26 protein-coding genes and 2 pseudogenes are annotated in these 26472 nt (G+C 53.0%); 11 read left to right on the top strand and 17 right to left on the bottom strand.

Annotation, left to right across the window (positions count from 1 at the left end; all coding sequences use genetic code 11):
• Nucleotides 1-80: 80 nt before the first annotated feature.
• Nucleotides 81-1079: a D-cysteine desulfhydrase gene (locus HOL66_03320; GenBank protein MBT5243256.1), complete on the bottom strand. Its 999-nt coding sequence runs from the start codon at nucleotides 1077-1079 to the stop codon at nucleotides 81-83.
• A 204-nt stretch (nucleotides 1080-1283) separates the two neighbouring features.
• On the opposite strand from HOL66_03320, the gene HOL66_03315 reads away from it, so the two are divergent.
• Nucleotides 1284-2159: a hypothetical protein gene (locus tag HOL66_03315; protein MBT5243255.1), complete on the top strand. Its 876-nt coding sequence runs from the start codon at nucleotides 1284-1286 to the stop codon at nucleotides 2157-2159.
• Here HOL66_03315 and HOL66_03310 read toward each other — a convergent pair.
• On the bottom strand, nucleotides 2067-2843 hold the full coding sequence (locus tag HOL66_03310) for a hypothetical protein (protein ID MBT5243254.1): 777 nt from the start codon (nucleotides 2841-2843) through the stop codon (nucleotides 2067-2069). The genes HOL66_03315 and HOL66_03310 overlap by 93 nt on opposite strands.
• A 160-nt stretch (nucleotides 2844-3003) precedes the next feature.
• Between HOL66_03310 and HOL66_03305 the strand changes: the two genes are divergently transcribed.
• A complete protein-coding gene (locus HOL66_03305; GenBank protein ID MBT5243253.1) occupies nucleotides 3004-3213 on the top strand; it encodes a DUF1289 domain-containing protein in 210 nt (69 codons plus the stop codon).
• A gap of 294 nt (nucleotides 3214-3507) precedes the next feature.
• Here the strand turns inward: HOL66_03305 and HOL66_03300 are convergent, their stop codons facing one another.
• The 5 genes from HOL66_03300 to HOL66_03280 form a co-directional block, all read right to left on the bottom strand.
• Nucleotides 3508-3915 carry a CBS domain-containing protein gene (locus tag HOL66_03300; GenBank protein MBT5243252.1) on the bottom strand — a complete coding sequence of 136 codons (408 nt, stop codon included), beginning with the start codon at nucleotides 3913-3915 and terminating at the stop codon, nucleotides 3508-3510.
• Nucleotides 3912-4262 (bottom strand): P-II family nitrogen regulator, encoded by a 351-nt coding sequence (locus HOL66_03295; GenBank protein MBT5243251.1) that lies wholly within the window; start codon nucleotides 4260-4262, stop codon nucleotides 3912-3914. Before HOL66_03295 ends, HOL66_03300 begins: the two co-directional genes overlap by 4 nt.
• On the bottom strand, nucleotides 4259-5059 hold the full coding sequence (locus HOL66_03290; GenBank protein MBT5243250.1) for a DUF1538 domain-containing protein: 801 nt from the start codon (nucleotides 5057-5059) through the stop codon (nucleotides 4259-4261). Before HOL66_03290 ends, HOL66_03295 begins: the two co-directional genes overlap by 4 nt.
• Nucleotides 5059-5793, bottom strand: coding sequence for a DUF1538 domain-containing protein (locus tag HOL66_03285; protein ID MBT5243249.1), 735 nt, complete (start codon nucleotides 5791-5793; stop codon nucleotides 5059-5061). Before HOL66_03285 ends, HOL66_03290 begins: the two co-directional genes overlap by 1 nt.
• 68 nt (nucleotides 5794-5861) lie before the next feature.
• Entirely contained in the window at nucleotides 5862-6239 is a 378-nt protein-coding gene (locus tag HOL66_03280) for a DUF2784 domain-containing protein (protein ID MBT5243248.1), read from the bottom strand.
• 191 nt (nucleotides 6240-6430) lie between these two features.
• Between HOL66_03280 and HOL66_03275 the strand changes: the two genes are divergently transcribed.
• The 4 genes from HOL66_03275 to HOL66_03260 all read left to right on the top strand — a co-directional run bounded on the left by HOL66_03275 (nucleotide 6431) and on the right by HOL66_03260 (nucleotide 10469).
• On the top strand, nucleotides 6431-7153 hold the full coding sequence (locus tag HOL66_03275) for a hypothetical protein (GenBank protein MBT5243247.1): 723 nt from the start codon (nucleotides 6431-6433) through the stop codon (nucleotides 7151-7153).
• Between the two features lie 53 nt (nucleotides 7154-7206).
• Nucleotides 7207-9477, top strand: coding sequence for a GAF domain-containing protein (locus tag HOL66_03270; GenBank protein MBT5243246.1), 2271 nt, complete (start codon nucleotides 7207-7209; stop codon nucleotides 9475-9477).
• Nucleotides 9478-9551: 74 nt separating this feature from the next.
• The gene (locus tag HOL66_03265) at nucleotides 9552-9920 is read left to right on the top strand and encodes a response regulator (GenBank protein MBT5243245.1); all 369 of its coding nucleotides are present in this window, start codon (nucleotides 9552-9554) and stop codon (nucleotides 9918-9920) included.
• Between the two features lie 15 nt (nucleotides 9921-9935).
• A complete protein-coding gene (locus HOL66_03260) occupies nucleotides 9936-10469 on the top strand; it encodes a GNAT family N-acetyltransferase (protein MBT5243244.1) in 534 nt (177 codons plus the stop codon).
• Here HOL66_03260 and HOL66_03255 read toward each other — a convergent pair whose 3' ends face one another.
• Nucleotides 10470-12803 carry an adenylate/guanylate cyclase domain-containing protein gene (locus HOL66_03255; GenBank protein ID MBT5243243.1) on the bottom strand — a complete coding sequence of 778 codons (2334 nt, stop codon included), beginning with the start codon at nucleotides 12801-12803 and terminating at the stop codon, nucleotides 10470-10472. It abuts the gene before it with no gap.
• 184 nt (nucleotides 12804-12987) lie between these two features.
• Between HOL66_03255 and HOL66_03250 the strand changes: the two are divergent.
• The 4 genes and pseudogenes from HOL66_03250 to HOL66_03235 all read left to right on the top strand — a co-directional run bounded on the left by HOL66_03250 (nucleotide 12988) and on the right by HOL66_03235 (nucleotide 18213).
• A pseudogene (locus HOL66_03250) lies at nucleotides 12988-14700 on the top strand (ATP-binding cassette domain-containing protein).
• A 428-nt stretch (nucleotides 14701-15128) separates the two neighbouring features.
• The gene (locus HOL66_03245; protein MBT5243242.1) at nucleotides 15129-16385 is read left to right on the top strand and encodes an HlyD family type I secretion periplasmic adaptor subunit; all 1257 of its coding nucleotides are present in this window, start codon (nucleotides 15129-15131) and stop codon (nucleotides 16383-16385) included.
• Nucleotides 16386-16581: 196 nt separating this feature from the next.
• A complete protein-coding gene (locus HOL66_03240; protein MBT5243241.1) occupies nucleotides 16582-17376 on the top strand; it encodes a flagellar motor protein MotA in 795 nt (264 codons plus the stop codon).
• Nucleotides 17377-17403: 27 nt separating this feature from the next.
• Nucleotides 17404-18213 carry a flagellar motor protein MotB gene (locus HOL66_03235; protein MBT5243240.1) on the top strand — a complete coding sequence of 270 codons (810 nt, stop codon included), beginning with the start codon at nucleotides 17404-17406 and terminating at the stop codon, nucleotides 18211-18213.
• 5 nt (nucleotides 18214-18218) lie between these two features.
• Here the strand turns inward: HOL66_03235 and HOL66_03230 are convergent, their stop codons facing one another.
• Both HOL66_03230 and rpoH read right to left on the bottom strand, forming a co-directional pair.
• Entirely contained in the window at nucleotides 18219-19046 is an 828-nt protein-coding gene (locus HOL66_03230) for an MBL fold metallo-hydrolase (protein MBT5243239.1), read from the bottom strand.
• Between the two features lie 129 nt (nucleotides 19047-19175).
• The gene (rpoH, locus tag HOL66_03225; GenBank protein ID MBT5243238.1) at nucleotides 19176-20078 is read right to left on the bottom strand and encodes an RNA polymerase sigma factor RpoH; all 903 of its coding nucleotides are present in this window, start codon (nucleotides 20076-20078) and stop codon (nucleotides 19176-19178) included.
• Nucleotides 20079-20363: 285 nt separating this feature from the next.
• Between rpoH and ispH the strand changes: the two genes are divergently transcribed.
• The gene (ispH, locus tag HOL66_03220) at nucleotides 20364-21302 is read left to right on the top strand and encodes a 4-hydroxy-3-methylbut-2-enyl diphosphate reductase (protein MBT5243237.1); all 939 of its coding nucleotides are present in this window, start codon (nucleotides 20364-20366) and stop codon (nucleotides 21300-21302) included.
• On the opposite strand, the gene HOL66_03215 is transcribed toward ispH, so the two are convergent.
• The 7 genes and pseudogenes from HOL66_03215 to HOL66_03185 form a co-directional block, all read right to left on the bottom strand.
• Nucleotides 21271-22500, bottom strand: a complete 1230-nt coding sequence (locus HOL66_03215; GenBank protein ID MBT5243236.1) for an NAD(P)-binding protein — start codon at nucleotides 22498-22500, stop codon at nucleotides 21271-21273. The two genes, ispH and HOL66_03215, sit on opposite strands and share 32 nt — an antisense overlap.
• Complete coding sequence (gene hpnD, locus HOL66_03210; GenBank protein MBT5243235.1) at nucleotides 22497-23372, bottom strand: presqualene diphosphate synthase HpnD; 876 nt, start codon at nucleotides 23370-23372, stop codon at nucleotides 22497-22499. The genes HOL66_03215 and hpnD overlap by 4 nt, the downstream gene beginning before the upstream one ends.
• On the bottom strand, nucleotides 23369-24184 hold the full coding sequence (gene hpnC / locus HOL66_03205; protein ID MBT5243234.1) for a squalene synthase HpnC: 816 nt from the start codon (nucleotides 24182-24184) through the stop codon (nucleotides 23369-23371). The genes hpnD and hpnC overlap by 4 nt, the downstream gene beginning before the upstream one ends.
• A 29-nt stretch (nucleotides 24185-24213) precedes the next feature.
• Nucleotides 24214-24828, bottom strand: coding sequence for an ABC transporter substrate-binding protein (locus tag HOL66_03200; GenBank protein MBT5243233.1), 615 nt, complete (start codon nucleotides 24826-24828; stop codon nucleotides 24214-24216).
• 148 nt (nucleotides 24829-24976) lie between these two features.
• On the bottom strand, nucleotides 24977-25354 hold the full coding sequence (locus HOL66_03195; GenBank protein ID MBT5243232.1) for a c-type cytochrome: 378 nt from the start codon (nucleotides 25352-25354) through the stop codon (nucleotides 24977-24979).
• Nucleotides 25355-25481: 127 nt separating this feature from the next.
• The gene (locus HOL66_03190; GenBank protein ID MBT5243231.1) at nucleotides 25482-26339 is read right to left on the bottom strand and encodes a sterol desaturase family protein; all 858 of its coding nucleotides are present in this window, start codon (nucleotides 26337-26339) and stop codon (nucleotides 25482-25484) included.
• Nucleotides 26332-26472, bottom strand: a pseudogene (locus tag HOL66_03185) (IS3 family transposase). Before HOL66_03185 ends, HOL66_03190 begins: the two are co-directional and overlap by 8 nt.

Genomic DNA, 26472 nt, shown 5'->3' with positions numbered 1-26472 from the left:
GAACGCTCACAGCTCAACCGGCTGTCAGGTTTGGAAGTGCGGCATACCAATTGTCATAGCCGCAACCGGAGGCATTTAGATCAAAGTCCCTCGAACGTTGAACGGTACGCATGGAGCGCGACCTGCCCGCCGGTGTGGATGAAGATCACCGTGTCGCCTTTTTTAATGGTTCCATTACGAATTTTCCCGATCAGTCCGGACATCGCTTTGCCTGAATAGACCGGATCAAGCAACAGGCCCTCAAGACGGGCGCACAGGGTGACAGCCTCAATCATACCGTCGTTGGGCTGACCGTAGCCCGGCGCGTAGTAGCCGTCATCACAGATAACGCTGGCCCGTTCAATGGGCGTTGTCAGACCGGCATACAGGGCTGTTTGTTTAGCCAGGTCAAAGACCGCCTCTTCCAGTTCCGGGGCGTCCCGGCTAACGCAAATGCCGTGCACCGGAAATTCTGATCCACCTGCAGCCAGACCGACCAGCAGGCCGCCCTGGGTGCCCTGAGAGCCACTGGCTACGACGATACCATCAACGGCCAGTCCCATTTCGGCCGATTGGCCGATAATTTCGCTGGCGCAATCCGCGTAACCCAGGGCGCCGATCTTGTTGGAGCCGCCAACCGGAATGAAATATGGCTTTGCCCCCTCGCCCGCCAGTTTATCGGCAAGCGCCTGACAGTCGGCATTCAGGTCATCGACCGGATCACAGTAATGGATTTTTGCGCCCATCAGGTTATCGAGGATAATGTTACCGTTGCCCGCGTAATCGTCATCGCGAATGGTTCTGACTTCCAGCAGAACCTCCGCGTGCATCCCCATTTTCGCGGCGGCCGCAATGGACTGGCGCACATGATTGGATTGGGTGGCACCAGCGGTGACAATCGTATCGGCCCCCTGTTCAAGGGCGTCAGCCATCAGGAATTCAAGTTTTCGGGTTTTATTGCCGCCACCAGCAAGCCCCGTACAGTCATCACGTTTGACATAAATATCAGGGCCATCCAGATGCCGACTGAGGGTTTCCAGCGGCTCCAGTGGTGTTGGCAGGTGGGCAAGCTGAACGCGGGGAATACTGGTTAAATCCATGGCTCTTTTCCTGATTAATTCTGACACTTTTTGCACGCGCATTATCATGGCATATCGGAAAAATTAAGCGACGCAAAAATGGGTCAATGTGTTTCTAAATCCGTAATAACTATTGCTAAAGGCATAATTTCTGTTTGATGATTACCTCATAAGTTTATCAGCGGAAGAGAATCAAAGCATATTGGTTGTGTGAGGGGCCCAGAATTGAGAGACGACACGTCAAACTTCGGCCAGGCTCCCCGATTGGGACAGTGGTGGGTTGATGACAGGGGCGACAAAAATCCGGCGGAGTCAATCGACAGCTCGCTGGACAGTGTTTTTCTGCGTCACCTTGGGCAGGTAAAGCTCAGTGCCACGGCCAATCGAATCGATATTATGTGGGATACCACAGAAGTAGCAGATGAAGCGCTGGCTTCTGTCGTTGATCGCCTGACCCACTGTCAGGCAGATGTTCCCGTTAAACTATATTTTTTCTATTACGGTTGGGTTAGCGAGACCTACAAACACCGTAAAGACGCCATTGAGCGGATTATGCAGGTTCAAAGTAACCGCACCATCGCCATCCTTCACCCGACAATGATTGATAACCACGATTTTTCGGACATCGAAAATGCCTCCCCGCTTATCCGGCGCGGTTATGAGATATGGGACAAGGCAAAGGGAAAATTTGACAATGTCGCCAAAGATACCCTTTCTGCGTACTTGCCCCACACCCTGATTTATCAACTCAATCAACGGGAAGACGAACTGGTTTTTTCGTGGATTGGCGATCAAACGCCCTCGGCCAGGATTTATGGAGAAGAATGGGCGAACCTGGCCGTTGGTGAGCATTCTGCCAGCCAGTCGGAACAGGAAACGGCCGAATTCATGAGCAAAATCTCGGCTGCCATGCATGAAACACTGGAAACCGGCGAACCACACCTGCAACACATCAGAACGCTGATGGAAGACACCGAACAGGAACCATTCTGGCTTAACTACGAGCGCCTAATTACTCTCCATCGCATGGCTGACGGTCGGGAAGGTGTCGACGTGTTGTGCAACCTGTCCCAAAACCTGAGTATCCCGCTTGCCGGATGACCATAGATCGTTCAGGTCCTGGCCAGTCACCCAAACCAGATATTCGTCATAAAATTCATCCTCGTTGCTGATATACCAACGCGGAGCCCACGGATGAATATGAAGATATCCCGCCCTTGAGGCCCACCCCTGCTTGACCAACCTTGCCGCCATGAAGCCGTAAAAGTACGCCGGATTAAAGCGGGCCAATGACAGCACCATCGCGTAATTGGAAAGCAGGGAAGCAAGTTCCAAATTGCGGTATTCCTTATCCAACCAGAAATCAGCGTGGTAACAGACGGCCCCGGTAATTTCGTGGGTGATCGGGGCGGTATCAAAATCACTCTTGTGAAAATCAATATCCAGCCAGGCCGGTGCATACATGGCCGGATCGTTCAGCCAGTGCTGGGACAATGTCTGGCCCTTTAAATATTCATAGCGCACGGCCTGGATATGGATAAGTTTGGCGGCATCGTTGGTGGCGATGACCCAAAAACCGTTCTCGGGACCAATCCTGGAAATCCTGTTATCAAGAATCCCCGTTACCGCCCCCACTTCTGAATATTCCTCGACGACACTTCTATAATCTTCAAAATCTGTCAGGTATTGTAAATGGGCGCCGTTGTCCTTCGCAAAACCGGTGAGTTGAAAAATTCTCAAACCCAATTCGGATTTGTCAACGCCATCGCCTTTTATAACAGTCATGGCACAAGTGCTCCTTCCTTTCTACCTAAGGAAGCAACAAGAACATGTGACTTGTTATCGCGCAAGTTGAATAGAAAAAAACATTTTATTGATATTGTTTTACCAACCACCAATATTCCTGCAATGTCGCTCGCAACAACCTGTAAGCCCGGAGAATCCTTTGAATAAAATTGAATCACCCTGCATTTCTGTGTGCAAAATTGATCCCGAAAGTACTTTTTGCACCGGATGCTGGAGAACAAAGGAAGAGATAAAAAGCTGGAAAGAAGCCGGGGATGATGACCGATTTGAGATTCTCAACCGTTCACGCGAGCGCCGTGAATCTGCAGGCGGCAAAAAACGCCGGCGCACAAGGCGGCGGGCTTCCTGACTTTGGCTCCAGCGAGGCTTATCAATCTTTTAAGCGATAGAGCCTTCACAGCCGTTCAATATTGAAAAAAGAAAAAGGCGCCCGGGCCGGTTTCCCGGCGAGGCCGCCTCTCCTCAGAATTCCTTCATCCCCCGAAAGGGCCCTGGGAAAGCTGAATGTTCCGAATTTCCTAGTCTTCCTTGCGGTCCACCCTGAGCCTCGAAACTGATTAAACAATACGCCTGTCGAATGCCTTCGACAAGACCAATACAATCCACACCCCTGTGGAACCCGGGGATAACCTTGCCCCTTCCGTCAGGTATTTTCCGAACCGTGTCGCAGCACCATGTCGCGCAGGGTGACAATGCCCTTTAAACGTCTGTGATCATCGGTAACAAAGGCGCGGCTCAGTCCGAACTGGCTAAGCAGGCGGACGGCGTAACGGATGTCCATGTCTTCGGATACCGAAAGCACGGGCTTGGTCATAATTTCATAAACCCCAACCCGTTCCGGCGCTTTGTCGGGGCCAGTCACCTTGGTCGCAATATCGGAGACCACGACCATGCCGTATTCATCATCATCATCGCGACGATCAACGACCAGTGAACTGACCCCCGAGGAACGCATCATCTCAATGGCTTTATCGACGGTCTGTGTGCCTTCGATTGTTTTTACATCCGGCGTCATAACTTCGCCTACCTTGATAATACTTATGTCGTTCATATCGACTCCTCGATTTCTTGCTTGATGGCATCCGCCTGTGAGCCAAGACCAACGGCGTCTTCAATACTGAGCTGGAAGGCGATGCCGCTTCCCGGCTCATCATCGAAACAGCCAGCCTCGTTAATGGTTTCAAGAATTTCACGGGCCTTGGGGGCGGCAACGATGAACATCAGAACATCGCGCTTGGCCGCAACCTCAAGGCCGAGAAATGTTTTAACCGGCTCCAGGCCCTCACCGCGGACACTGGTGATAACGGTCGACCCTGTCGCGCCTGCCGCACGCGCCGCATCCAGCACCGGTTCGGTTTTATCGTCGGCCACCAGGGCCATAATTAATTTCAGGTTCACTGTCCCACCTCCTCTTCGGTAATTTCAGATTTCAACTTCTTCCGGCGCAGGAACCACGTTGACACAATGTCATAGCCCAACACCGTTATAATAGGAAACACACTTGCAAACGCGATCAGCCCAAAACCGTCAAGAAGCGGGCTGCGTCCCGGCACGGCGACGGCTAACCCAAGCCCCAGTGCGGCCAGCACCGGCACCGTTACCGTCGACGTCGTCACACCACCTGAATCGTATGCCAGGGGTATAATTGTTTTCGATGCAAAGAACGTCTGTACGATGACGACGGCGTATCCGGCCATGATATAAAGCCCCAGTGAATCCCCCGATACGATCCGGTAAGCACCGATGGTGACCCCGACTGACACCCCCAGGGCAACGGCGAGGCGCAAACCCCAGGCCGTCAAACTGCCACCGGCAATTTCTTCGGCCTTCAACGCCACCGCAATCAGCGAAGGTTCGGCAATCGTTGTCGCGAATCCAATCATCCAGGCAAAGGCGAAAACCCATAAAAACGACGTCCATTCGATCACCGTTGCATCCGCGGCGACGCCAATAAATTCCGGATTGGTCAACTGCTGAGCCATCGCCTTGCCGACGGGAAACAGGGCCTTTTCCAACCCGACCAGAAAGAAGGTCAACCCCAGCAAGACGTAGAGCAGACCAACCAGAATACGCGATAAGTTTCTTGGTCTTTGCCGCAACACCCCGATCTGGAACCCCAACAGCACGGCGGCGATGGGCAGCACGTCTGTGAATGTCGCCAGGGCAGTATCCAGAAACAGCGTGAACATTTCCATCACACCAAAATCCCGAAAATCATCACGAAAATCATCGGTGTCAGGCTGGCCAGAGCGATCAGACCGAAACCATCGGTCATCGGGTTTCTGCCGCGAATCGTCTGGGCCAGGCCAACCCCCAGTGCCGTGACCAGGGGAACCGTAATGGTCGATGTTGTGACCCCGCCTGCGTCATAGGCGATGCCAACGATTTCCGCCGGTGCGAAAGGCGTTATGGCGATCACCAACAAATAGCCCGAAATAATGAAATAATAAATTGGCCAGCCTTTAAGGATACGAAAGACGCCAACCAGCAAGGCCATGCCAACCGACAGGGCGACAATGATCCGCAGACTGTTTGCATACGAAGCCCTGGCTTCTTCACTGGTTGCGATGATTCCGGCTTCCGAGGCTATTTTCGCCGCCTCGGCAGAAACCGCAATCAGCGCCGGTTCGGCCACCGTGGTGCCGAAACCAAGACAGAAGGCAAAGGCCAGAAGCGCCAACAGGCTACCTTTGCGGGCGAAGGCTTCAGCCATGTCATTGCCTAGCGGGAACAAGCCCATTTCCAGTCCCTGAATGAACAGGGTCAGGCCAACGACCACAAAAACAAGGCCGATAAGAACTTCATCAAGGTTGGGAAACGGCTGTTGCAGGACGACAATCTGAAAGAAAGCGACGGTCAGGATGATCGGCAAAAGATCGCGCATGGATCCGGCCAGGAGTCTCAGAAAATCAGCAAGTGCGCTTATCATCTTGTTATCGATTCACCGTTTTAGACGCCGTCGGAGGATTCAATAATTATTTATAGCAAGCAACAACCTTAATCTCCACGTCTGGGTGGATAGAAAAAGAACGTCATCACAACAAGACAGCCAAACAGGCTGTAAAGGGTTGTAAACACCCATGTTGGAGCCTGAAAGTAAAGTAGTCGGTCCAGCCAGTAACCGATAAATGAAATCTCGGCCCCGCTATCGCGCAGGTCCGCTTCGATGATGGTCAACGGACAAGGAATGGCGAACCAGGATTCGAGAACGACAAAACAGATGGCGGCCAGATGCAACAGTCGAAAAACCCGCACCCGGGTCCAACTCCAGCCACTAAGCCAGCCAATCAAAATCAGGCATTGCCCGCCGACAACGAACAACACGAACAGGCCATGCCACAAACCAACCAGATCGGCGAGAATCAGATCGTCCATATCCCGTGCCGCCTCTTTAGCCTATCCTACGATCCCATAAATGCCGGGCAAGAACCAGTCATTGCAACGATCCGTTGCTTGACGCCCTTGAAAAGACTGGCAAAATTGGTCAAAAATGAGACAATCGACTGCCGCACAAGAACGGCACCAAATGGGGCGGTCCGTCAGGGGACCGAAAAAGGCCAGAAAACATGAACGCTCGCAGCGCTAATGCCCAAAAACATGATCATCCGGATGATGGCGAAAATGCTGAGCTTCTGGAAGCCCAGGCGACTGCCCGGCACTTGAAAATCACGATTGATTCCTTGCGCGACAATATGGAAGCCATGGACTTCCAGAAGGATGCGGCCATACAGGAAGCCGTTTCTCTTTCAAATGACGAACTGGTGCAACTGAGAAACACCGTCGAGGCACTTCGCCAGGAATTGGAAAACATGCGCTTTCAAGGCGAGGAAGACGTCCAGAACGCCACGGCCAATGCCAATGACGAAATAATCCAGTTAAAAAGGGCCGCCCAGGCCCTGCGCGACGAACTGGAAAATATGAGCTTCCAGAAGGATGAAGAAGTTCAGAACGCCGTCACCCATGCCAATGATGAAATCACACAACTCAAAAATACCATCAGCGCCTTGCGTCAGGAACTTGAAAATCTTCGCTTTGAAAAAGACGAGGCCGTGCAAGAAGCCGTTGCCAACGGTACTGACGAAATCATCCAGCTTAAAAGTGCCGTTGGCGCCCTGCGCGACCAGCTCGACAAGATCAGTATTGAATACGAAGATAAAATCCAGACACTGAACACAAACTCACGCGATGAAATATCTCAACTTCATGCAATCATTAGTGAATTTCGCGACAAACTGGAAATCGGGAACAAACCCCGCAAGACATCCGCAAAAGCGAAAAAACGCAAATAGGGTTTAGACGTATGGCAAAAAAGGCAACAACACCGAAAAAACCGTCAAAGGGCATGGGCTCCGATGAGAAGCGGATGATTCAGGCAGAGATGTTGCTGGATGTCTCGCGCAAGGTCGCCGCCATTGAATCCCTGGACGAAGTTCTTGCCGTACTGATGGAAATGAGCACCTGGGAGTTGGGCGCGGAACGAAGCTCGTTGTTCCTAAACGACCCCCAATCAGGAGAGTTGTATTCACGTTTCGCGCAAGGAAACTTCCAGCGGGAAATCCGTATTATTAACGACAGCGGCATTGCCGGTCATGTCTTTACCACCGGTAAAGGCATGATTATTCACGATGTTTACAAGCACAAATGGTTCAACCGTTCCGTTGATGAGCAGACCGGGTTTGTCACGCGCAACATGATGTGTGTGCCGATCAAGACGGTGAAAAACGAAGTCATCGGCGTCGCCCAGGTTTTGAACAAGAAAAAAGGCCGCTTCACCAAGGATGATCTGGCCCTTCTCGAGGCCATGACAACCCAGGCATCAATCGCCCTGCAAAGTACGCAATTCGTCGAAAAAATGAAAAAGACCCGCGAAAAGGAAATGGAATTCCTCGACGTGGTCTCTGACGTAACTTCTGAAATTGACCTGGGCGCCATGCTGGCCAAGGTGATGACGGAAGCAACCCGGATGCTTCAGGCGGACCGCTCGACCCTGTTCCTCAATGATGAGAAAACCAACGAATTGTTCTCGCGCGTCGCCATGGGCGACTCCATTGGTGAAATCCGCTTACCCAATCACTTAGGGATCGCCGGGGCCGTGTTCACCAGCGGACACACCATTAACATTCCCTACGCCTACGCAGATCTGCGTTTCAACCCGGCGTTCGATAAGCAAACAGGTTACTTCACCCGTTCAATCCTGTGTGTTCCGATTATAAACAAGGATGGCAAAACCATCGGTGTCACCCAGACCCTGAACAGGCGCGGCGGACCCTTCACCGAGGAAGACGAGCAACGCCTGAAGGCCTTCACCGCCCAGGTTTCCATTGGCCTTGAAAACGCCAAGCTGTTCGATGACGTCCAGAACATGAAGAACTACAACGAAAGCATGTTGGAAAGTATGACCAACGCCGTCATCACCACCGACGAGGACGGCAAGATCATTACCTGCAACGCAGCCGGGTTCAGCATCCTGAAAGTGACCAAGGAAGAAATTCTGGATAAAACGGCGGAGGATTTTTTCATCGGCCCCAACGCCTGGGTCATGGACAAGATCCGCAAAGTCGACGAGGCCCAGGAATCTGATCTGATGATGGACGCCGAAATGGTGGTCGGCTCCGAAGAAGAGGAAACCATTGAAACGCTTTCGACCAACATAACTTTCCTGCCGCTGGTTGACGGGGAGATGAAAAAACTCGGTTCAATGGTCATGATCGAGGACATCAGCTCTGAAAAACGCATGAAATCAACGATGTCGCGCTATATGGACCCGACCCTTGCCGACCAGATGATGTCCGGTAGCGACGGTGGCGACATGATGGGTGGCCTGGATACCGTCGCCACGGTGCTGTTTTCAGATATTCGCTCCTTCACCACAATTACCGAGACCCTGGGCGCCCAGGGGACCGTCGAATTCCTCAACGAATACTTTGAAATCATGGTCGATTGCATTACTTCCGAAGGCGGTATGCTGGACAAGTTCATCGGCGACGCCATTATGGCCGCCTTTGGCATCCCCATCGGCCATGAAGACGACGAGGACCGTGGTTTGCGTGCCGCCATCGCCATGATGACCCGCCTGAACGATTACAACCAGACCCGCATTGATAAGGGTCTGATGCCTGTCGATCATGGCATGGGCCTGAACACCGGCAAGATCGTCGCCGGCAACATTGGCAGCAAAAAGCGTATGGACTACACCATGATCGGTGACGGGGTAAATCTGGCGGCCCGCCTGGAGAGCGCCTGCAAGCAGTATTCGGCGCATATCCTGATCAGTGAATACACCATTGGCAAGCTGAAGGGCACCTACCGCACCCGCTATATTGACGACGTGGTGGTCAAGGGCAAAACCCAACCAGTTGGCGTTTACGAGGTGCTGGACTACCACACGGACGAAACCTTCCCCAACCTGATGGAGAACGTCAATTACTTCAACGAAGGTCGCAAACACTACCGGGAAGGAAACTGGGACAAGGCGATCAAGTCGTTTCAGGAGGCGATCAAGGCCAACCCGAACGACAAGCTGGCCAACACCTATATCGAGGACCGCTGCAAATTCCTGAAAAAGAAACCCCCGAAAGACTGGGATGGCATCTGGGTGATGACATCTAAATAGTTGAATCAGTTTCTCAAGCAACCCACGTATGGGGCTGAAAAGACTCAAACATCCAAAATACCGGAGACGAAGCCTTGAGGATTTACATTATCGACGACGACTGGGACATGGTTCAGTACGTAACCGCCCTGCTGGAGAGCGCCGGGCACGAGGTTCATTCCGGTGTCTCAGGCGTTTCAAACCTGCCCAAGATCGTCGCCCGCAAACCCGACGCCATCCTCGTTGATCTGGTCATGGCGGAAATGGACGGCATTGAGCTTGTCGGTCAATTACGGGCCAAAAAAGAGCTGGCGAACACAAAAATCATCATGGTGACGTCAAAAGACCACAGCCACTGGCGAAGCCAGGCAGAAGAGGCCGGTGTTGACGGATACATCACAAAGCCGCTTGATGAAACCACCTTCGCCACTGAAGTGGAGGCGATTGTCGGGACAGAAGCGTAAGGTTTGCAAAAAAAAATGACCAATCGTCCCTACCCCATCGAACTCGAAGAGATTATTCACCTGGAGGACGGAAGTCTTATCCTGCTGCGGCCCATCCGTCCTGATGATGAAACCGACCATTACGCCTTCCTTGACAAATTAACCCCCGAAGACATCCGATTTCGCTTCTTTGGCAAGATCGGTGAGATGTCCCATGACCAGATGTACGGGTTGACCCATATTGATTACGACAACCACATGGCCTTCATCGCCACCACCAACAGGCAAGACGGGGGCCATGAAACCCTGGGTGTCGTGCGCACCATTGCCGACCCGGCTGATGGCATTGCCGAATTCGCCATCGTTGTGCGTTCCGACTTCAAGGAACATGGACTGGGCGGAAAATTATTACTCAAGATCATTAGTTATTGCCGTTCTCATGGCGTCAAAATACTGGTCGGTTATGTCATGCCCGACAACATTCGCATGTTGCACTTCTCTCGTGATCTGGGCTTCAAAATTCACCACAGGATAGAAGAAGGCGACGTCGAGGTGGTTCTCCACCTGTAACTACTTCGTCGTCGCGATAAACACACCGTCCCAGTCTTCGGCTGGCGGGGTTTCTTTGTATTCGGCGATGCGTTCTTCGTAAAGGTCGCATAGGACGTCCAGATTGATTTCCAACTCCCAGGGACCGTTCTCGTCGTTGCCCAGGAAGCGGATTTGCTTGAACATTTCGAGCGCTTCGTCAAATTTTTGCGCCCGGTAAGTATCCATGGCGTCGGAAATCAGCTCCTTGATTTTTTTGAATTCGGGATCTTCCATCAGTTCCGCGTCGCCCATCAATCCATAGATAAGCGTGCCTGAGGTCTTACCCTTGACCTGAATGAAGTCCAGATCGATGGTCGCCAGCCGGTCTTTCACTTCTCCCCATGTCGTCGGCCCTAGCACCACGTTCATGCCGTAGCTCTTGGACTGGCCTTCCAGCCGCGCCGCTAGGTTGACCGTGTCGCCAAGCACCGAATAATCGAAACGCTGGTCGGACCCCATGTTGCCGACTACGCATTCGCCCGAATTAAGCCCAAGGCCAACCTTCAGCGGGATATGCTTGCGGCCTTCTTCAATGGCTTCCTGCTCCAGGCGGTCATTGAGCGGTCCCATCTCGCCCAGCATGGCCAGCGCCGAAAGACAGCCGTTGTAGGCATGTTGGTCATCGTCCAACGGGGCGTTCCAAAACGCCATGATGCAGTCACCCATGTATTTATCAACAGTTCCCTGACGATCAAGGATGACATTGGTCAGCGGCGTCAGCAGCTTGTTGATCAACGCCGTCAGGCCCTCGGCGTCGAATTGTTCGGAGATTGTCGTAAACCCGCGAACATCGCAAAACAGTAAAGTCAGATCGCGCTTGTCGCCGCCCAGTTTCAGCTCGCCCGGGTTTCCGGCAACCCTGGCCACCATGTCTGGTGAAAGATATTTGGAAAAGGCGTCGCGGGTCTGGCGACGCTGCTTTTCTTCCTTGGCGTAACCCGAATAGGTCAACGTCGTATACAGAAGCAGGATTGAGCCAGCCGCAAAACCGGCGTCGAACAGCAGTCCCCCGTCAGCTTTCAGGGACAGGGCCGGCAACATTTCGGGTAGCGGCTGGAAGTCAATACCGGCAAAAAGGAACCACGATGTCGCCGCCGCACCACCGGAAACCGTCAGGAACAGTAACATCGTCCACTTGGCGCCAACCCACGGCACCAGAATGACCATCAACAGGCCACCGACGATAATCAGGAACATCTCGGCGGCATTGAAATAGTTGGGACGGGACAGATATGTGTTGTGCATAGCTGCCTCAATCAACTGTGCGTGCACCTCGACCCCAGGGATAATCGGATCAATGGGGGTTGAGCGAATATCAAGCAGACCAGCGGCGGAGGTGCCGACGATAATCAGCTTTCCGCGAATCATTTCCGGCTTCACATTGCCCGAAAGAACATCACGCGCCGATACGTATTTAGTAGGATCGCGTTTCGAGAAATAAGGCCACACCCGCCCGTTGCTGTCGGTAGGCAAAATCAGGCCGTTGGGCGGAAACATCCGTTTTGAGGCAATGCCGATCGACCTGATCCCGGCATGATCATAGCGTAACTGAATGGTCGGCCTGTTAAAGGCCACGCGCATCATTTCAACAGAAAGCGCGGGGTACATGTCTTCACCGTACTTAAACACCGTCGGCACCCGGCGGATAATACCATCGGGCTCGCCCTCAACCGTAAAGACACCGTGACCGGCGGCATATTTTTCAATGACCGGCGTATTGCGAACAAGGGACGGAAATTCATTCATCCAGATACTGGGATGGGGGGCGCCTTTTTTACCCTTCAGGGCGATCGATTTCTTGATTGGCGGTGGTGCTATGGCGTCGGCGTCACGTTCTTCCCAGTAACCGGTTTGGCCCAGCACAACCCGCGATTTCTTGATAACCTGTGCAAAAATCTCGTCATTATCGGGAAGCAGGCTTAATTTGGCCTTCGTTTCCTCATCCAGTCCACCAAGAGAATTGGCGATCAAAGACGGATTCATGGGGTCGGGTTCGGCAAAGACGACGTCGAAGGCGACCAGCACGGCGCCCATCTGGGTCAGGTTTGTAACCATTTTTGCAACGATGTCGCGCGACCACGGCCACCGCCCGATTTCAGTCAGGCTGTTTTCATCCAGATCGACAATGGTAACCGGCTTGCCTATGGGTTCAGGGATTTCCCGGGGTTTAAGTTTTTGATAAAAATCGAAGGTCTTGGCGCGAACGAACTTCACCGGATAGGGATCATTATAATAGACGGCGATAAAACCGACGATCATGGCGATGCCGATCAGTCGTTCCATCGAAAAGGCGCTTCTCAGGCGGGCTCCCATTAAATAAAATCCCCATTTCCGGCTATTTTTGTTCTTGGCGGTTTATTTTCCATCACTACACCGGGACAAGGCGCTTAGGTCAAGATGTAATTGACCGTTTAAGGGGTCGGCACAAGCATCATGAAGTGTTCCTGAATACAGAGATTGGCAGAGGGGATAGGAGCAGCTTATACTCCCAGCCAAGATGGAAGAAAATTCAACAACCTCATGGCTTAAGCCTTTCCTGAAACCTTTGCGGGCGACCTTCAATGAAGTCGTCGCCATGTCGGCGTTCGTCAACTTGCTGGCCCTGGCGGTGCCGATCTTTACCATGCAGGTATATAACCGTGTCGTCGCCCACAACGGCATCTCGACACTTAAGGGCCTTGTTGTCGGCATGGTCATCATCGTGGTGTTTGATTACGTCCTGCGTCAGGCGCGCTCGCGCATCATGCAAACCATCGCCCTTAGAATCGATGTCCAGGTTGGGCGCAAACTGTTCGACAAGTTTATGTCGCTGCCCTTGCAAGCCCTTGAAAGCCAGCCTTCGGCCCATTGGTTGGCGTTGTTTCGCGACGCCGACGCCGTACGCAACACCCTGTCGGGTGCGTCGGCCATTCTGATTGCCGACTTGCCCTTTGCGATTCTGTTTCTGGTTATCATTTTCGTTATTGCAACGCCCATTGCCTGGGTGCTGGTGATCGTCATGCCGGTCTTCATGTTTGTCGCCTGGCGTTCAAGCGCCGTCATGTCATTGGCCAACCAGAACGAGCGGGCGACGGCGCAAACCCGTGATTCCCTGGTCGCCGAAATGATCAACGCCCGGACAACCATCAAGGCCCTGTCGCTGGATAGGGTTATGCGGCCGATGTGGGAGGACATGCAGTCCGATAATATCGAGACCTCTGTCATCCGTGGTTCAAAAACCGATAGCTTTTCCAACATGGGCGCCAGCCTGACGATGGTCACCTCGATCTCCCTGACCACGGTCGGGGCGCTCTTCATCATCAACCAGGAACTGACCATCGGCGCGCTGATCGCCACCAACATGCTCAGCGGACGTTTGCTGGGCCCCCTAAATCAATTGGTCGGTCAGTGGCGCACCTATTCATCGTTCCGCCAGTCCGTTGAACGTCTTGGTGAACTGTTCAATACGATCAGTGAACGCCAGGAAAGCGAAGTCGAGATGGACAAGCCGAAGGGCGAAATCACGATGGAAAACATCACCTTCGCCTACGCCGAAGAACTGCCCAAGGTGATCAACGATATCGAAATTACCTTCAAGGCGACAGGCGTCCACGCCCTTGTCGGTCGAAACGGCAGCGGCAAGTCGACGATGCTGAAACTGATTCAGGGCCTGTATAAACCGATGAACGGGCGGGTCTTGATCGATGGCGCTGACATCACTCAGTTCTCACGCTCTGAAATGGCCCTGTGGATGGGGTACGTCCCTCAGGATTGCATCCTGTTTACCGGCAATGTTCGCGATAACATCGCCCAACGTATGCCTGACGCCACCGATGAACAAATCCTGAAAGCCGCACAAGCCGCGGGCGTCCACACATTCATTATCGACATGCCCGAAGGTTACAGCACCGAAATCGGCGAGGCCGGGCAGCGCCTGTCGGGGGGGCAGCGTCAACGTATCGCCATCGCCCGCGCCCTGGTCGGTGACCCGCCAGTGGTGCTGCTCGACGAACCATCGAGTAGCCTGGACCGGCAAGCGGAATTTGAATTACGCAACACCCTGACGACGATCGCCAAGGAACGGACCGTCATCATCGTCACCCACAGCCCGATCCTGCTGGCGACCTGTGATGATCTTGTCGCCCTGGATAAGGGCCGCATTGCGCTTGCTGGCCCCTCGAAAGATATCCTGCCGAAGTTGTTTGGCACCGGTGCCAAATCCGGTCAAAAGAAGGCCGCACCACCTGCGCAGACTGCCAATCAACAGGCTCCTCAACCTCAACAGGCTCCGGCCGGACAAAAGCCGGCTTCAGAAAAACCTCAACAACCACCGGCTGGGCAAAAACCTGCCCCGGGACAACCAAACATAGCCCAGCCGATCAAGGCCCGGCCCATCCCGGCCAAACCCATTGTGGCCAAACCCACCCCGCCCAAACCCATCCCGACCCAGCCTGTTAAGACCGAACCCGCCCCGGCCAAGCCTGCCGCAGCCAAACCCGCCGCTGCGCCCCCTGCCCCTGCGAAACCCGCCGCTGCGGCAAGTCCGGCAAAGCCAGATGATGAAACTCAGGAAATTGATATTCCGACACCTCCTGAAAAAACCGGGGAGGACAAACCTTGACCACATCCCGACTTGACGCCCTGCTCGAACATCATCCCATGCCCAGTTGGCGGTTGGCGGCGTGGCCTGTGATGATCATGATGGCGCTTATATTAACCTGGTCCAACTTCACAAAACTTGAAGAGGTGACTGTCACTGATGGTGAAGTTATCCCACTTGGCGATTTCCAGACGATCCAGCATCTGGAGGGTGGTATCGTTAAGGAAATCCATGTCCGCGATGGGCAGATCGTTGATAAAGGAGCGGCGCTCATCCTGCTTGATCTGGCGACCTCCGGGGTCAATCGTGAAGAATTACAGGTTCGCCTGGATGGGCAAATATTGTTAAAGGCCCGTCTGGAAGCCGAAGCGCAAGGTAAACGCACGATTACATTCCCTGAAGAGGCCGCAAAGCGCCGTCCCGAGCAGCTCGCCGCCCAACGTCAGAACTTTGAAGCCCGTCGCCGCCAGTTGGCCTCGACAATTGGTGCTTTGGGGCAGGCCGTAAAGCAACGCCGTCAGGATGTAAAAGAACTTGATGCCCAAATTCGCGCCGTTAAAAAAAACCTGAACCTGGCGAAGAAACGTTTCGCCATGTCCAAAAACCTTCTCAAGGATGGCCTGACACCGGAAATGGAACATTTGCAACTTGAGGCAGAAGTCGAAAGCCTTGAAGGTGAAACTCAAACCCTGATACCGTCCCTTTCAAGGGCAAAGTCCGCCATTTCAGAGGCTGAAAGCCGCGTAAACGAAGAACGCAATCGCTTTCGAAGTGGCGCCCGCGAAGAGCTTGTTCAGGCCGAGCAGGCCCTTGGCAGGATCAATGAGTTGCTGACATCCGCCGACGAACAGGGACTGCGCGCGATGATCAAAAGCCCCATCGATGGCGTCGTCCAGAATATGAAATACAACACCATCGGCGGCGTCATCCGCCCCGGTGAACCAATTATGGAAATCGTTCCAACAGGGGCCAGCATGGTTATTGATGCCAAGTTGAAGCCAGCCGACAGGGCCTTTGTAACTGTTGATCAGCGGGTCATGGTCAAATTGTCGACCTATGATTACGCCATTTTTGGCGGTCTGGAAGGAAAAGTGACCATGGTCGCCCCGGACACCGTTATCGATGAAAAGGGCGAACCGTATTTCCGGATTTTTGTCAAAACCGACAAAACCTATATTGGCGATGATCCCGATCTTTATAAGATCACACCGGGTATGCAGGCGACGGTGGATATTCATACCGGTGAAAAATCGGTGATGGAATATTTAATCATGCCGGTGCTGAAGCTAAAAAGTGAAGCATTCCGCGAGCGCTAGAGCCGATCAGTTTTTCACGTTTCGTTCGAACACAAAGTGTTTAAACGAAAGGTGAACTAATCAAGTTACAGCGCACCCTTGCCGACAAGGCCTGTAAGCATTTAGAATTAATTAATTGATTCTGCAGTAGTTTGATTCGATTGGCATTATCGTGCTGTGTGTCGACGAGATTTTGAGTCGTGATTAGGGGTGGGAAATGTCGTTAGCGACAATCATCGCAATTGTAACCGCTTTCGGTCTGTTTATCGGTGCTATCCTCATCAGTACCGACAACGTTACCGTCTTCCTTAGCCTGTCCAGTTTCATCATGGTTTTCGGCGGCACCATGTCGGCGATGTTCATTTCTTATGAACCCCGATATGTCTTGTTGTCACTGAAATTGATCATGAAAATTTTCTTCGCCCCGGCAATGGGTCGCGATCTTTTAAAGGCGGAAGTCGGGCGAATTATCAAGTGGGCATACGCTGTCCAAAAAAATGGCACCCCCGCCCTTGAATCCGAAGCCAAAAAAGCGGTCAAGGGTGACCGCTTCATGAAATTCGGCGTTGAAATGGTGATCAGTGGTTACACTGGCGCCGAAGTGCGCGAAATCCTGACCAATACAGTCGAGACGACTTTCGGTCGCAACACGGTTCCGGTCTTTATCCTCAAGGATATGGCCGCTGGCGCCCCGGCTTTCGGTATGGTCGGCACCCTGGTCGGCCTGGTGGTTATGCTCAACAGTATGGGTGGCGACCCCTCACAATTGGGCGCCGGCCTCGCCGTCGCCATGATCACCACCCTTTACGGTGTGTTTTTCGCGCGTGTTATCTTTATGCCTGCTGCTTCCAAGGTGATGCAGCGCGAGCAGATCGTCAAATTCAGAAATTACCTTGTTCTTGAAGGCCTGTGTCTGCTTGCCGACCGAAAAAGCCCCCGCTTCATTCAGGACAAGATGAACAGCTACCTTGATCCGGCTATCCATTTCGACATCGACAAGATGAAGAAATAGTCCGCACGCGCGAAGGAAAAGATATCAATGCCACCGCCAAACCCGGCAGAAGAACCCATTGACGAATCATGGATGGCGACTTTCGCCGATATGGTCACCCTGCTGATGGCCTTCTTCGTGATGCTGCTTAACTTCTCGAAAATTGATATCCCCATGTTCAATGAAGTCGCCGCCGGTATTGCCAATGAAATTGGCATGGGCCAGAAAGAATCCAACCCCATAGCGACAATGAAGGAAGCGCTGGAAGATGTCGTTGCCGAAATGCAGGCAGACCAGGTCGTTGACGTTCAGACCAGTGATGAAGGCATTACCATCGAACTGGCAAGTGCCGCTTTCTATAAATCCGGCTCGGCCGAATTTCGTCCGCAAGCAATTCCGGTACTGGAAAAGGTTGGCCAGCTTCTGATTGCGCCACGTTTTATGGCCTATCAGGTGGAGGTCGCAGGCCATACTGACGACGATCCCATCCATACAGCCATGTACCCGTCAAACTGGGAACTTTCGACCGGACGGGCAACCCAGATCGTCCGTTACTTCATCACCCTGGGTATGGATTTCAGACGCCTTAAGGCTGCGGGATTTGCCGATACCCGTCCCAAATATCCAAACCGTGACAAGGACGGCAACCCGATTGTCGAAAATCAGTTGGAAAACCGTCGCATCGTCATCGATACCACCCCCATGTCCCTGGAAGAACGGGCAATGATCTTTGGTAATGCCTCATACGGGCTAGCCGAACAAAAAGTCATCTCTGACGAACGCGCCGCCGAGGAAGAAGCCCAAAAAGGTGCACCCGATCCCAGCACCCTGACCGGCCTACCAAAGAAAAAAGAATAAAAATTTTAGTCGATCCCGACGACCATACCTTCACGAGCCGCGAAACAGTCTTTCCACACGCCTTGGGCCTCGACCTCTAATTGATCCATAAAGTCGTCTTCGTGGGCTGGTTCATGGTGGAAGATAGCCATTTTCTTGACGTTTGCGGCCTGACAGAGCGCCACCCCCTCGTTCCATGTGGAGTGACCCCAGCCAACCTTGGTGGTGAATTCTTCCTCCGTATAGGTGCTGTCGTATATGACCAGGTCAGAACCCTCGATCAGGCCGAGAATATTCTGATCAGGCTCACCGACAACGTGCTCCGTGTCGGTGATATAGCACATGGATTTGCCATCGTATTCGATCCGATAGCCGGTGGCGCCGTTGGGATGGTTGAGCGGCGCGGTACGCACTTCCACATCCGGGTATAGCTTGAAATGATCACCGGCTTCAAAATCGTCGAAGCGGATTTTAGCCTGCATGGCTTCCAGCGGCACCGGGAACATGGGGCTGTCCATTTGCGCTGAAAGCGCCCCATGAATACCACCTTCACGGTGGCCCAAATGACCAGCCATGATGTGGATGGAACGGTTGGGATCGTAGGCGGGAACAAAGAAAGGAAAGCCGTTGATATGATCCCAGTGAGTATGGGTCATCAACAGATGGGCTTCACGAATATCACGCTTGAGGAATTCATTGCCAAGCTCACGGATACCGGTTCCGGCATCCAGAACAAAGATACGATCGCCTACACTGACTTCAATACAACTGGTATTGCCACCGTACTTGATGTGCTTGATCGACGGGCAAGCAATTGAGCCACGAACCCCCCAAAATCGAACGTCAAACGCCATTCAAATGCTCCAGAATTTCCCTGCCGTATCACCAACACCATTTATATTGGCGATTCAACACCGTAACACAATATTTTTGTTGGCGACTGTGATAAATCGCACATGTCTGGAACATCAATGAAAGGCTGTTTAAGACGTCTCGAATCCGGGTTCTCTGTTTTCTAGAGCTTCTGCAGCTGCGGTTGTCGCGGCACTGATTTTCTCGAAGGCGCGTGCCTCAAGCTGGCGCACACGCTCACGACTGATGCCGTAACGCTTGCCCAGTTTATCCAGGGTCATGGGATCTTCACTGAGGCGGCGTTCGGTGATGATATCGCGCTCGCGTTCGTTCAAATCTTCCATCGCCCGATGCAAAAGCTGGCTACGGAAAGACAATTCCTGGCTTTCGGCGGTCAGGGATTCGGGTGACGGGGTATCACTGACCAGGATATCCTGAAATTCGGCCCCTTCATCATCCTGCGACAAGGGCGCGTTAAGTGACGCATCCCTGGCCATCAGGCGACGGTTCATGGAATTGATTTCGTCTTCGGATACATCCATGGCCTCGGCCAGTTGTGTCAACTGTTCCGGGCTCAGGTCGCCGCTTTCAATGATGTTGAGGCGACTTTTCATCTTGCGCAAGCTGAAGAACAGCTTCTTTTGGGCGGCCATGGTGCCAAGTTTGACCATGGACCACGAGCGCAGCACGTATTCGGTGATCGAAGCCCTGATCCACCACATGGCATAGGTTGAAAGCCTGAAACCCCGTTCGGGATCGAATTTTTTGACCGCCTTCATCAAGCCAATGCTGCCTTCTGACACCAGGTCAGAAACAGGAAGACCATAACCGCGATAACTCATGGCGATCTTGGCGACGAGGCGAAGGTGACTGGTCACCAGTTGGTGGGCGGCATCCGTATCGCCGCTATCGGCGTAACGTTTGGCCAGCATGTATTCCTCTTCCTTTTCAAGAATAGGAAAAGTCCAGACTTCCCGGAAATACCTGGAAAGTCCGCCATCTACAGTGACTGTTGGTAAATTCATTGTTGCCATGTCGTCATACCCTCCTTCAAGAAGCAATATGTTTACACAACGCACTCATGGCTGAATGCCGTTGCTTAAATGAGCCTGTATCTCCCACCAAAAAGGTCAGGAAGGCTTGTTTTCGGCCCCATTGGGCACCGCTGATTATCATTTTAGCAAATACCTTAGGAGAGTCAAGGGTTTTAGAAATATACCCATTTGTTACAAAGGGTTACAAAAAATAGAGCGAAACGGGAAGGGCCATTAAAACTCCCCTCTTTTCCTTGCGCTCGATCAGCATTATGTATGGGGTCAATGAAACGAAACCTGAAAATCCTGCTTGCCCGGCCGCGCGGCTTTTGCGCCGGTGTGGTGCGTGCTATCGATGTGGTCAACAAGGCGATTGACCGCTACGGCGCGCCGATCTACGTGCGCCATGAAATTGTCCATAACAGGCGGGTTGTCGAAACCCTGCGCCAGCGTGGCGCGGTGTTTGTTAAGGAACTTGATGAAATCCCAACTGGCGGCGTCACCATCTTCAGCGCCCACGGTGTCGCCGAGGCGATTGAAACAGACGCAAGTCAGCGCGGACTGCCGGTTATCGATGCGACCTGCCCGTTGGTCTCGAAAGTCCACGCAGAGGGCCGCCGTCACGCCAGCCAGGGCCTGGAAGTGATCATGATCGGTCATAACGGCCATCCGGAAGTGGAAGGCACACGAGGTAGAATCCCCGGTGGCGTGCAGGTCGTCTCTTCTGTTGAGGATGTCAGTAATCTGAACGTTAAAGATCCGCAAAAGCTTGCCTTTGTTACCCAGACCACCCTCAGCGTCGATGACACGCGTGACATTATTTCCATGTTACGCGCACGATTCCCGGCCATTGAAGGCCCCGATCTGAATGACATCTGCTACGCCACCCAAAATCGTCAAAGCTCGGTACGTGATCTGTGCGAAAAAATCGACCTGTTGCTGGTGGTCGGGGCGAAAAACAGCTCCAATTCAAACCGGTTGAAGGAAATCGGCACGGAAATGAAGATCAAAAGCTATCTCATCGACGATGCTAACGCCTTTGACGAGAAGTGGCTTGAAGGCATTGAAACCATCGGCATTACCGCCGGCGCTTCGGCCCCTGAAGAGCTGATCAGCGAATTACTGGAGAAACTGGCAGGCCTCGGCGAAACCACAGTCGATGAAATTTCCGACCTGGTCGAAAACATCCAGTTCAAATTGCCGAAGGCCCTGAGCGCCCCTTAAGAATGATTTCAGCCGCCCGGTGTCCCGATGTGATCGCCCCTTCTATGGTCGCGGGAAGGCCCGTTTGCGTCCAGTCACCGGCCAGCAACAGATTGTCCCAGCGGGTGCGCGTTTCGAGCCTTAGGCGAACCTGCCCGGGGCTCTGCTCTATGGTCGCACGCTTTTCCTTGATGATGCGATGGCGGCCGAGTGGCACCTCGCCCAGTTGCAAGGCTGAACACACTTCCGCCCATAATATCTTTGCAATGTCTCCGGCGCTTTCCCCCGCCAGATCATCGGCGGCGCTAACGGTTACCGAAGCCACATCGTCGCGCACAAACAACCACTGCGAGACACCACCGACCAGCCCAAAGAAACTGATGTTCCTGGAAGGCGCGGGCAACAGGAAGTGGCCGTTGACGATAGCCCTGAACTTTTCAGGCGGGTTTAAATCCTCAATAAGCGTCGCTGCCGTCTCGGCAGGTACGGCGAGGATAACGGTGTCATCCGCATCAGGGGCAATGTCTTCATCAGCAAAGGATAAGCCCCCTGCCCGCTCTCCGACAAAATTTATCGCCCGCAGGCGCTGATTGAAATGAACCGGCACGCCACGTTTTTCAAGTAGGCTCAAAGCCGGATCAATGAAACTTTCGCTCAATCCCTGTTTGGCAATGCCGGGGCGACAAGCCGCGGCACCCCGCCCGAAAGTTTGTTGGATGACAGGCCACATCAAGCGCGCCGATGCCACCTCGAGGGGTGTATTGAGGACGGAGACACAAAACGGCTGCCAGAAATTCCGAAACACCGGACGGTTGGTGTTAAAAATGTCGGCTACCGTCGCGTTCTCCGAAGCCCAAGCCAGCTTCAAAACACTGAGATAGTCCATCAATGAGGCATCCGGCAGCGCCTTGAATCCCGGCCTGACCAGCCAGCGCGCACCATTTTCAAAATCAAGGAAAGGGAAGGCCGCCTGCTCTGGCTGGTACAGGCTATGGTGCGCGCCAATGGCCCGTAAATAGGCCATGGCTTGCTTGTTCCCCGATAACAGCATGTGGTTGCCGTTGTCGATGCGTCTCTCAAGGGTCTCGTCATAAAAAGAGCGACACCGCCCACCACCATGAGCCGCCGCCTCATGGACGACGACGGGCTGGCCCCTGTCGCTCAAACGTACAGCGGCTGACAATCCGGCCAGTCCGGCGCCGATAATGTGAACCGTCATGCCCCAAGCAGCCCATAGCGAATGGCAATCCAGATCCTTGTCAGGCGGGACAGACGCACCGGTGTGTTCAAGTCTGCCCAGCCACGGGCGATCAGGCGACGCAGGACCCGTTTGTACATCTCGCTCATAATAATGGCGGGGCGAATTTTAGCCCGTTGCAATCCTGACAGGATGATATCGGACTGGATGAAGTACTGTTCGGCCATCTGCGCAATTTCGGCGCAAACAGCCCCGATTGCTGGTGCGGACAGAACGTCATCTGGTTCGGTTGCCTCAATGCCATGGCGTTTTAACAATTCCAGGGGTAGATAAAGCCGGTCAATCCCGGCGTCTTCCTTCAGATCGCGCAGGATATTGGTCAGTTGCAAGGCCCGGCCTAGGGAGATACCCAGGCTTTCACGGGACTTCAGATCAAGGCCAAAGACCTGGGTTGATAGCCGCCCAACAGCACCCGCAACACGGTCACAGTAAAGTTCCAATTCGGCAAGATCAGCTATGCGAACCCGGCCTTGTGTCCGGCCAACGCCCACATCCATATCCATACCATCGATAATGGCCATAAAATCCGCCTGGGCGAGGTCAAAACGACTGTTCGCCACCGACAAGGCCCGGCCGACCGGCCCGGTTGGGTTTCCGGCAAAGATATTGGCTATTTCCTGGCGCCATGACTGCAGTCGCGCCCGCTTGTCATCTGCTTCGCCCGGATTATCGGCAATATCGTCAACGACCCGACAGAAAGCGTAAATGGCATACATGGCATTGCGCTTTTGCGGTTCCAGCACCCGCATGGCCCAGTAAAACGAAGTATGGGCACGCTTGACCGTCGCCGTAGCGTAGGCTTCCGCTTCATGAGTTTCGGACGTTATCATCATCTACTCAAGATACCCCTGATCGAGCAAACCAACAGCTCAGGCTTGCTTAATTCGATGCGCCGTGACAACGGATCGTGCTTTTTCAGCCGCTTGTTGAGTGCTCTGGCGATTTGAAATATCACCGACGCTTCAAAACCCAGCCTGCGTGAATACAGGTTACTGCTCAAAGCCCCGGCATCAAGCAAAAGCGTATCGATGCCGTGGACCATCCAGTCCAGCACCCGGCGCAGGGCGGGTGAAGACTGGGCAGTCCCCAAATCAGCATCATTTGCACCGGCCTCGGTCATCCAGTCGCCGGGCAGGTAGATGCGGTCCAGGGTTTGATAGTCATCGCCGCAATCCTGGACATGATTAATCAGTTGCAAGGCGGCACAAAGAGCGTCTGATGGCCAGTAACCAAGACGCGAACCACCATGCAGATCAATCAGGTAACGACCGACCGGCGCCGCCGATAAACGGCAGTACGCCATCACATCAGACCAGCTGTCATAGCGGGATTTGACAGCATCCTGCTTGAAGGCGGCAAGAATATCCAGACAGTGCTCCGGGGAGACACCGGTTTCATTCAGGCTTTCGCCCATGTTGAGGGCTTTTTGGTAGGCAGAATCATCGCCGCCGGTGCCAAGTAAGGCGTGTTGGAAGCCATCCAGGCGGTGGATTTTTTCCCGGGGCGGCAAATCGGGACTGTCGGCGATATCATCAGCAGCACGGGCAAATGCGTAAAAACAGGCGACGTGTCTGCGCAATCGTCTGGGTAATAGAACCGAACCAACAGGGAAATTTTCGTAAACAACATCCTTGCCCGATGGCATTTCGACAGGATTTGCGGCGGCCAGGATACTTAACCGACTCGCTTGCGAAGCTCTGCAAGCAAGCCCTCAACGTTACCGCCATGCTGACGGATAACCGAGGCGAATTCGGACCGCTGTGTCTGGCCCATGCTGACGCCCTCGACCAGTACGTCGATGATCTTGAAGGTCACACTGTCTTTGGTGCGAACACGCCAATCAACATGTATGGGCTTGTTTCCCTCATGGGAAATTTCAGAGAACACCACAGCGTCCTTGGGATTGTTGACCAGAGATTTGACGATTTTCAGACTTTCGCCGGAATAGCTGGAAAACCTGTCCACATAGGTGACGACAAGCAGTTCCTCGAACAAGTGCAGGTATTCGGTCTTTTCAGCGTCGCTGGCTTTTTTCCAGTGCCTTCCCAGAACCCAACGGGCAATGGTTTTAATGGCAAAATTATCAGTCAGCATGACACGGAACCGTTTCGCGCGATCTTGCTTGGAAATGTCGGTATTTGTCAGTGCTTCGACCGCCTGATCGGCAAGGCCGGAAATGAACTGTTCAGCATTTTTACCGGGATCTTCGGCAGCAACAGGCTGCGCCCCTGCCGCCAAAAGCAAGACAAAGCCAAAAACCCCAACCATGAAATAGCGTCTGAACATCATTGTTAAAATCTAAGCCTCAAATCTGACAATACTATGACGTCCTAAAAAGGACGAAGGCATATTATAGAATCTGAACGAGGAGACAAGAAACTAAAAAAGCCCCACCCGGCAGGGATGAGGCTTTTTAATCGTATTAGCTAAAAACGGCTTATTTCAGCGTTTTCAGGTATGCAATGATGTCTTCGCGATCATCCTCTTTCTTCAGTTTCAAAGACATTGAGGTTTTCTTGCCGTTATACTTTTTCGGGTTTTCCAGCCACTTATCGAGGTTATCCTCATCCCAAACGCCATCATCTGCTGAAAGGGCCTTATATTTTTTAAAGTCCGTGCTGGCGACTGCACGATCGTAAACACCGAACAGGTTTGGCCCGGATTTGTGTTTGCCGCCATCATCAACGGTGTGACAGGCTTTACATTTTTTGAAAACTTTCTCGCCTTTGGCAGCATCACCATCAGCCATGGCGGAGCCTGAAAACAAGGCGACAGACAAAGCCGCAGCAAGGGCGAATGCGGATACAATCTTCATGGGTAAACTCCTTCAAATCAAGCCAATGGATAGGATAATCCAATCATCGCGCAAAATATCTATAAAATATCTATATATGTACGCTTGACGGTATAGCCGAAGATTTATTGCAACAACTTAACCGGGGTCAAGTGTCGGTTTTTTGCTGATCGCCCCGCGCCGCATTAATCACATATCCGTGGGCGCCATCCCTGAACGGCTGCATCAGCATCTTATCGAGCCGCTGATCTTCCGGTTCGCGAAAAACATTGATGCCAATTGTCATATCATCATGTCCTGCTGCGGGTTGCGCCTTATAAGTTCCAAACAAGCGATCCCACCAGGGCATGTTGAAGCCGAAATTGCTGTTTGCTTCGGACGGGATCACAGAATGATGGACCCGGTGCATATCCGGGGTTACGACAAACAGCCTTAAGATGCCATCCAGGGCCAGATTCAGACGAATGTTTCCGTGGTTGAACATGGCTGTCGCATTGAGCAAGACCTCGAAAATAATGACCGCAACCGGGGATGCCCCAAGCACCGTGACGACAGCAAGTTTTATGACCATCGAGAGAACAATTTCGATGGGATGAAAGCGCGCCCCGGTGGTGACGTCATAATCCATATCCGCATGATGCATCCGGTGAAGCCGCCACAGCGCGGGAACCGCATGAAACATCACGTGTTGCAAATAAATCGCCGCATCAAGTAGGGCCACGGCCCCTATCACCTCGACCCATAACGGCAATTCAATCATGTTGAATATGCCCCAACCACTGGCCGAGACATTGACCGCCATGGCGACGGCGGCAACCGGAAACATAACCCGCATTAGCACCGTGTTGAGAACAACGATACCCAGATTTGAGGGCCAGCGTTGCCAGCGGCCAAGACTACGCGGACGCCTTGGCGTAGCGGTTTCCCACAAAGCGACCACGGCAAAGACGCCAAAGAAAAAACCAAGGCGAATGACCGGTTCAAATTCCAAAATGTTATTGATCATGCATGAAGTCCATCGACCACGTTTGATTGATGGACGTTGGCACCGCCAAAGGTTCAGGTTTGTCCCGATACAGCCTCTTTTTTGGTTTAATCCTTAGGTTTAGCGCTAATTCACAGTAAATTCGATAAACCCG

The organism is Rhodospirillaceae bacterium (assembly GCA_018662005.1).
Lineage (GTDB): Bacteria > Pseudomonadota > Alphaproteobacteria > Rhodospirillales > JABHCV01 > JACNJU01.
This window is presented reverse-complemented; position numbering and strand designations above follow the sequence as displayed.

Coding starts and splice junctions, on each gene's coding strand:
- HOL66_03270 (MBT5243246.1), top strand. CDS start 7,207: ATGGGCTCCGATGAGAAGCGGATGATTCAGGCAGAGATGTTGCTGGAT.
- HOL66_03320 (MBT5243256.1), bottom strand. CDS start 1,079: ATGGATTTAACCAGTATTCCCCGCGTTCAGCTTGCCCACCTGCCAACA.
- ispH (MBT5243237.1), top strand. CDS start 20,364: ATGAAACGAAACCTGAAAATCCTGCTTGCCCGGCCGCGCGGCTTTTGC.
- HOL66_03285 (MBT5243249.1), bottom strand. CDS start 5,793: ATGATAAGCGCACTTGCTGATTTTCTGAGACTCCTGGCCGGATCCATG.
- hpnD (MBT5243235.1), bottom strand. CDS start 23,372: ATGATGATAACGTCCGAAACTCATGAAGCGGAAGCCTACGCTACGGCG.
- HOL66_03235 (MBT5243240.1), top strand. CDS start 17,404: ATGCCACCGCCAAACCCGGCAGAAGAACCCATTGACGAATCATGGATG.
- HOL66_03255 (MBT5243243.1), bottom strand. CDS start 12,803: ATGGGAGCCCGCCTGAGAAGCGCCTTTTCGATGGAACGACTGATCGGC.
- HOL66_03290 (MBT5243250.1), bottom strand. CDS start 5,059: ATGGAAATGTTCACGCTGTTTCTGGATACTGCCCTGGCGACATTCACA.
- HOL66_03310 (MBT5243254.1), bottom strand. CDS start 2,843: ATGACTGTTATAAAAGGCGATGGCGTTGACAAATCCGAATTGGGTTTG.
- HOL66_03230 (MBT5243239.1), bottom strand. CDS start 19,046: ATGGCGTTTGACGTTCGATTTTGGGGGGTTCGTGGCTCAATTGCTTGC.
- HOL66_03215 (MBT5243236.1), bottom strand. CDS start 22,500: ATGACGGTTCACATTATCGGCGCCGGACTGGCCGGATTGTCAGCCGCT.
- HOL66_03190 (MBT5243231.1), bottom strand. CDS start 26,339: ATGATCAATAACATTTTGGAATTTGAACCGGTCATTCGCCTTGGTTTT.
- hpnC (MBT5243234.1), bottom strand. CDS start 24,184: ATGCCATCGGGCAAGGATGTTGTTTACGAAAATTTCCCTGTTGGTTCG.
- rpoH (MBT5243238.1), bottom strand. CDS start 20,078: ATGGCAACAATGAATTTACCAACAGTCACTGTAGATGGCGGACTTTCC.
- HOL66_03245 (MBT5243242.1), top strand. CDS start 15,129: ATGCCCAGTTGGCGGTTGGCGGCGTGGCCTGTGATGATCATGATGGCG.
- HOL66_03300 (MBT5243252.1), bottom strand. CDS start 3,915: ATGAACGACATAAGTATTATCAAGGTAGGCGAAGTTATGACGCCGGAT.
- HOL66_03260 (MBT5243244.1), top strand. CDS start 9,936: ATGACCAATCGTCCCTACCCCATCGAACTCGAAGAGATTATTCACCTG.
- HOL66_03240 (MBT5243241.1), top strand. CDS start 16,582: ATGTCGTTAGCGACAATCATCGCAATTGTAACCGCTTTCGGTCTGTTT.
- HOL66_03200 (MBT5243233.1), bottom strand. CDS start 24,828: ATGATGTTCAGACGCTATTTCATGGTTGGGGTTTTTGGCTTTGTCTTG.
- HOL66_03280 (MBT5243248.1), bottom strand. CDS start 6,239: ATGGACGATCTGATTCTCGCCGATCTGGTTGGTTTGTGGCATGGCCTG.
- HOL66_03275 (MBT5243247.1), top strand. CDS start 6,431: ATGAACGCTCGCAGCGCTAATGCCCAAAAACATGATCATCCGGATGAT.
- HOL66_03195 (MBT5243232.1), bottom strand. CDS start 25,354: ATGAAGATTGTATCCGCATTCGCCCTTGCTGCGGCTTTGTCTGTCGCC.